5 protein-coding genes are annotated in these 5,427 nt (G+C 59.5%); 3 read left to right on the top strand and 2 right to left on the bottom strand.

Annotated elements, in window-relative coordinates:
- Positions 1 to 621: DMT family transporter (locus AAAB35_RS25755; protein WP_340671189.1), on the top strand; the 621-nt coding region annotated here is incomplete at its 5' end.
- 11 nt (positions 622 to 632) lie between these two features.
- Here AAAB35_RS25755 and AAAB35_RS25750 read toward each other — a convergent pair.
- Positions 633 to 1,586 (bottom strand): GlxA family transcriptional regulator, encoded by a 954-nt coding sequence (locus AAAB35_RS25750; RefSeq protein WP_340671188.1) that lies wholly within the window; start codon positions 1,584 to 1,586, stop codon positions 633 to 635.
- 107 nt (positions 1,587 to 1,693) lie between these two features.
- Here AAAB35_RS25750 and AAAB35_RS25745 point away from each other — a divergent pair, with 107 nt between their 5' ends.
- Together AAAB35_RS25745 and AAAB35_RS25740 are read left to right on the top strand one after the other, a co-directional pair.
- Positions 1,694 to 2,497 carry an SDR family oxidoreductase gene (locus tag AAAB35_RS25745; RefSeq protein ID WP_340671187.1) on the top strand — a complete coding sequence of 268 codons (804 nt, stop codon included), beginning with the start codon at positions 1,694 to 1,696 and terminating at the stop codon, positions 2,495 to 2,497.
- Positions 2,498 to 2,711: 214 nt separating this feature from the next.
- The gene (locus AAAB35_RS25740) at positions 2,712 to 4,520 is read left to right on the top strand and encodes a chloride channel protein (protein ID WP_340671186.1); all 1,809 of its coding nucleotides are present in this window, start codon (positions 2,712 to 2,714) and stop codon (positions 4,518 to 4,520) included.
- Here the strand turns inward: AAAB35_RS25740 and AAAB35_RS25735 are convergent.
- Positions 4,517 to 5,308, bottom strand: a complete 792-nt coding sequence (locus AAAB35_RS25735) for an aldo/keto reductase (RefSeq protein ID WP_340671185.1) — start codon at positions 5,306 to 5,308, stop codon at positions 4,517 to 4,519. The two genes, AAAB35_RS25740 and AAAB35_RS25735, sit on opposite strands and share 4 nt — an antisense overlap.
- Between the last annotated feature and the right edge of the window lie 119 nt (positions 5,309 to 5,427).

Here is a 5,427-nt window from a genome sequence, read left to right as displayed (position 1 = left end):
ACGACCGTCGCTCATGTAGCGGTCATCTATGCGACAATTCCCTTCGTCGCCGCTGTCGTCGCCTGGCTGGCAATGGGCGAACGCTCAACCTTGCGCGCGATCATGGCAAGCATCGCTGCCATGATTGGCGTCATCATCATGGTTGGACTCGGCACCGAGGGCAGCCTGTTCGGCGACCTTCTCGCGTTCGGCATGACGCTGTGCATGGCGGTGCTGATGGTCATCGTGCGCCGGTCGCCCGAAATCTCGGTCATGCCTGCCGCTTGCCTTTCGGCGCTCATCAGTTCGCTGATTTGCTGGCCGTTAGGCAATCCGCTTTCGGTTTCGGCACACGAGCTTTTCCTGATCGCGCTCTTTGGGGTTATGGTTTCCGCTGTCGGACTTGCCTGCTTCACGCTTGGCGCCAAGTGGCTTCCGCCGATCGAGACCGCACTTATCGGTTCGCTTGATGCGCCCCTCGCACCGTTCTGGATCTGGCTGGTGTTCAACGAGGCCCCAAGCACAAGTACCCTTCTCGGCGGCTCCATCGTTTTCGCGGCCGTGATTGCCAATGTCCTCGCCGGAACAAAAAGAAACACAACGCCCGCGTCACTCGGTGAAGCCGGCAAAAACCCCGGCTGATCTAGCCGCAGCTACACCGCTACCGCAGCCGCCTTCGCCACTCGCTGCATGAATCGCGGCGGTTGGCCGAACGCGCGCAGGAAGGCGCGGCGCATACGTTCACGGTCGCCGAATCCAACGTCCTGCGCAATGGTGTCGATGGGAATGCGGCCGTGCTCGAGCATAAGCCGCGCCGCCTCCACGCGAAGGTTCTCGATCGCCTTGGCAGGAGATTGACCCGTCTCGGCCTGGAATATCCGGCTAAACTGCCTTGGACTGAGATGCGCGATTTCGGCGAGATGTTCGACCGAAAGATCCTTTGCAAGATTGGCTTTGGCATAAGCAAGGCAGGTCTGGATGCGATCCGATTTCGGGTCGAGATCAAGAAGCGCCGAATATTGCGACTGTCCTCCAGCTCGGCGGTGATTGACGACGAGCTTCTTTGCTACGGACTTGGCGATCTCACTGCCCAAATCTTTTTCGACCAGCGCCAGCGCGAGATCGATGCAGGACGTCATTCCGGCCGAGGTCCATATAGAGCCGTCGATGATGAAAATGCGGTCTTCCTCAACTTTGACCTTTGGAAAAGCCCGCTGGAACGCGCGCGCGTGGTACCAGTGCGTCGTCGCCCGCCGCCCGTCGAGCAGACCGGCTTCCGCCAGGATAAAGGAACCAGTGCACGTCGAGCCAATGCGACGCGACCGAAGCGCAGCCGCTTGCAGAAACATGATGACACCAGGTGGGACAGGTTCGACGTAATTGTTACCGACGACGAGGACCGTATCGAAGGGTTCGGCGCTGAATGCAACCGTTTCGACAGAAAACCCGGCCGAAGAAGCAATACCGCCGCCTGACTCTGACAGAAGGCTGACCCGGTAGGCGGGCTCTTCCACTGCAAGGTTGGCGAATTCGAACACTGTCGTTGCTGCAAGGTTCAGGACCTGGAAGCCGGGGAAGAGTACGATGCCTATATGCCGCTTCGTCAATTCAGAATGTCTCAAAAAGTGGTTTATATGACATTTGCGCCATGCCTATTAAGCTTTATGGTGACCGCAGTCAACCCCTTCCACAGGTACGGTAAAGGAACAACAGCATGAGCACTCAATCGAACAAGGGTACAGCACTCGTCACCGGCGCCTCTTCCGGTATCGGCGCGGTCTATGCGGACCGACTGGCGCGCCGCGGCTACGATCTCATTCTCGTCGCCCGCAATCGCGACAGGCTTGCAAGCCTTGCCTCGCGTCTCACTACCGAAACGGGGCGAAGCGTCGAGGTGATTGCCGCCGACCTTGGCGACGACAGGGGGATCGCGAATGTCGAGAGAATTCTTGACAACGATGCGAGCATAACCATGCTTGTGAACAATGCCGGCGTTGGCGCCACGGCGCCGCTGCTCGAATCCGATCCGGCAAAAATGGAGGCGATGATCAAGCTCAACGTGGTTGCATTGACGCGGCTCACGCAGGCGGTAGCCCCGAAATTCGTCGCTCGCGGCGGCGGGACGATCATCAACATCGCTTCGATCGTTGCCATTGCGCCGGAAGCGCTCAATGGCGTCTATGGTGCCACCAAGGCCTATGTCCTTGCCTTCAGCCAGTCCCTGCATCATGAACTCAGCGACAAGGGCATCCGCGTCCAGGCGGTGCTGCCAGGCGCGACGAGCACGGAATTCTGGGCGATTGCAGGACGGCCGGTCGAAAACCTCCCGAGCGCTATCGTCATGTCGGCAACAGACATGGTCGACGCGTCGTTGGTAGGCCTCGATCAGGGCGAGCTTGTTACAATTCCCGCGCTACCCGACATTGCCGATTGGAATGCTTTCGAGGGCGCCAGGCAGGCGCTACGCCCGAATCTCTCGCACAGCAGGCCAGCGGCGCGCCTACTCGCAAACGCATAGACCAACATTCTGCTTGTAGTTCCGTAGATCCTATGAGCCGGTGGCACTGTGTCACCGGCTCATACGCATTGAAGTGGCCGCCAAGATCAACTACGCAGACGCGAGCGAGAATTCGCGTTCCTTGTGCCAACGCATTGACACAATAGGCGTATAACCGCATCGCATCACTCCTTCCTCCCGACGCCCGGGAGGTCGACGCCAATACGGTCCGCTCATGGGTTTACGTCCACTTTATCGCAAACTGGCACTGCGCCGATTGGGCGTCTTTTCAATATTTCTCGCACCGAGCCGGCTGCGCGCCTTTGCTCGTAGCACTGAACTTGGCCTTGTTCTTGCGGCGGCCGTCGTTGGTCTCGTTTCCGGGTGCACCGTGACGGCGATGAGCATGATCGCCCAAGGTATGCACCGGTTGATTTTCGGACTGGATGTTGGCGAGCGGCTTTCGACCATCGTGACGACTAATACTATCGCGCTTTTTATCGCGCCGATTCTCGGGGGCGCCATTATGGGTCTCGTATTCCTTGTTCTCACCCGTTATCGCAAACGGCCGATGGTCGACCCCATCGAGGCGAATGCGCTGCATGGCGGCCGGCTTTCGCTCAACGACAGCCTCATCGTGGCAGCACAGAATCTGATCTCCAACGGTTTCGGCGCGTCAGTAGGCCTCGAGGCCGGCTATACACAGCTCGCCTCCGGGCTTGCTTCGAAGATCGGTCTTTCGCTCAAACTGCGCCGCTCGGATTTGCGCATACTCGTCGGCTGCGGCGCGGCGGGGGCGATCGCGGCCGCGTTCAATGCGCCGCTCACCGGTTCGTTCTATGCCTTCGAGCTGATCATCGGATCCTATACCATCCTCAGTCTGACGCCCGTCATCGTTTCCGCGCTCGTTTCGAACGTCGTCGCCCGTGTCCTTTCCGGAGACAATTTCGTCATCGACATCGGCCATTTCGGCTCGGTCGTTCCGGCGGACTACGTTCCCGCACTGATGCTTGGCATCTTCTGTGCGCTCGCCGGCATTCTTCTGATGAAAGGCGTCGCCTTCGTCGAGGAAATGGCGCGCAAGAGCTTCATTCCACCCGCCCTGAGGCCGATCCTCGGCGGCGCGGTCGTGGGTCTTCTTGCGCTTATTACGCCGCAGGTGCTCTCTGGCGGACATGGCGCGTTGCACCTCAATCTCGACACGACGACGACGATCCGCACGCTGCTTGGCCTCCTTCTTCTCAAATCGCTGGCTTCCGCGATTTCCATCGGATCCGGATTCAGGGGCGGGCTATTTTTCGGCTCGCTGTTCATGGGTTCGCTACTCGGCAAACTTTTCGCCTACTCCGCGCCCTATATCTTTGCGCATGCGACCTTGACGCCGGTCATCTACGCGGTTGTCGGCATGAGCGCACTCGCGGTCTCGGTGATCGGCGGCCCGCTGACAATGACTTTTCTTGCGCTCGAAATCAGCGGAGACTTTCCAATCACTGTGCTCGTACTCGCGGCAGTGACCGCGGCCTCGCTGACGGTCCGCCATACATTCGGTTACTCCTTTGCCACCTGGCGGTTCCATCTGCGCGGTGAAAGCATTCGCAGCGCCCATGACGTGGGTTGGATCCGCAACCTCACCGTTAACAAGCTCATGCGATCCGATGTACGAACGGCTCCGATCCAGCAAACGATTGGCGAGTTCTGCCGGGAATTTCCCCTTGGTTCGACGCAGCGCGTCATCATCGTCGATGATGTCAACAAATATGAGGGCATGGTGCTTGTGCCGGAAGCCCATGCGGGTTTGACCGAGGGAACCGATGAAGAACAACCGATCGCCGGCCTTGTCAAATACCGTAACGAATATCTGCAGCCGCAGATGAACGCGAAGCAAGCGGCGGCGATTTTCGACAAGACCGAAAGCGAAGCGCTTGCCGTCGTGAGCGACCTCATTGAGCGCCGCGTCGTCGGCCTCTTGACCGAGAGTCATTTGCTGCGCCGCTACAGCGAAGAACTCGACCGGCAGCGGCGCGACGTATCGGGTGAAATTTAGAGCATGGCGAGCCGCTGCTTGCGCTGCGGCGGCGGAAACGCGTTCTCCAGAATTGCCAGATGCTCGGGAGCCAGTTCGAGGTCGAGCGCCTTGCGATTATCCCTGATGTGTTGGGGCGTGCTCGATTTCGGAATGGCAATCAGCCCTTCCCGATTGATCACAAAGGCAAGCGCCACCACCGCCGGCGTCGCCGCGTATTCCTTCGCGACGGCGGTAAGAGCGGGATGGTCAAGCATACGGCCCTGTTCAATCGGGGAATAGGCCATGATCGGGATGGTGCGCGCCTGGCAATATGGCAAGAGGTCGAACTCAATGCCCCGCCGCGTCAGATTGTAGAGTACCTGATTGGTTGCGACCGCCTCGCCGCCCGCAACGTCAAGAAGTTCCTCCATGTCGTCCGTGTCGAAGTTGCTGACGCCCCCATAGCGTATCTTGCCCGCCTCGATCAGTTCCTCGAACGCGGCCACTGTTTCCCGCAGGGGATAGCCGCCGCGCCAATGCAATAGATAGAGATCAATGGTATCGCACCCCAGGCGCTTGAGGCTGCGTTCGCAAGCCGCGAGCGTCCCCTTGCGCGACGCATTCGACGGAAGAACCTTGCTCACGATGAATACCTCGCTGCGCCGCCCGGCGATCGCCTCACCGACAACCTCCTCTGCACCGCCGTCGCCATACATTTCCGCGGTATCGATCAGTGTCATGCCAAGATCAATGCCAAGGCGCAGCGCATCTGCCTCGCGTGCCTGACGCCTGTCTTCGCCCATGAACCACGCGCCCTGACCTAGCATTACAGTTGCATTTTAGTTTTTAGATGAGCTCGTCGAGCGGCCGCCTGATGGGCGCGTCTCCAGCATGACCATGCGATGACGTAGGCGGGGTTTATGCGACGCTGGGCGAGTCTGATGGC

The organism is Phyllobacterium sp., from assembly GCF_037994425.1.
In the GTDB taxonomy this organism is placed as follows: Bacteria; Pseudomonadota; Alphaproteobacteria; order Rhizobiales; family Rhizobiaceae; genus Phyllobacterium.
This window is presented reverse-complemented; position numbering and strand designations above follow the sequence as displayed.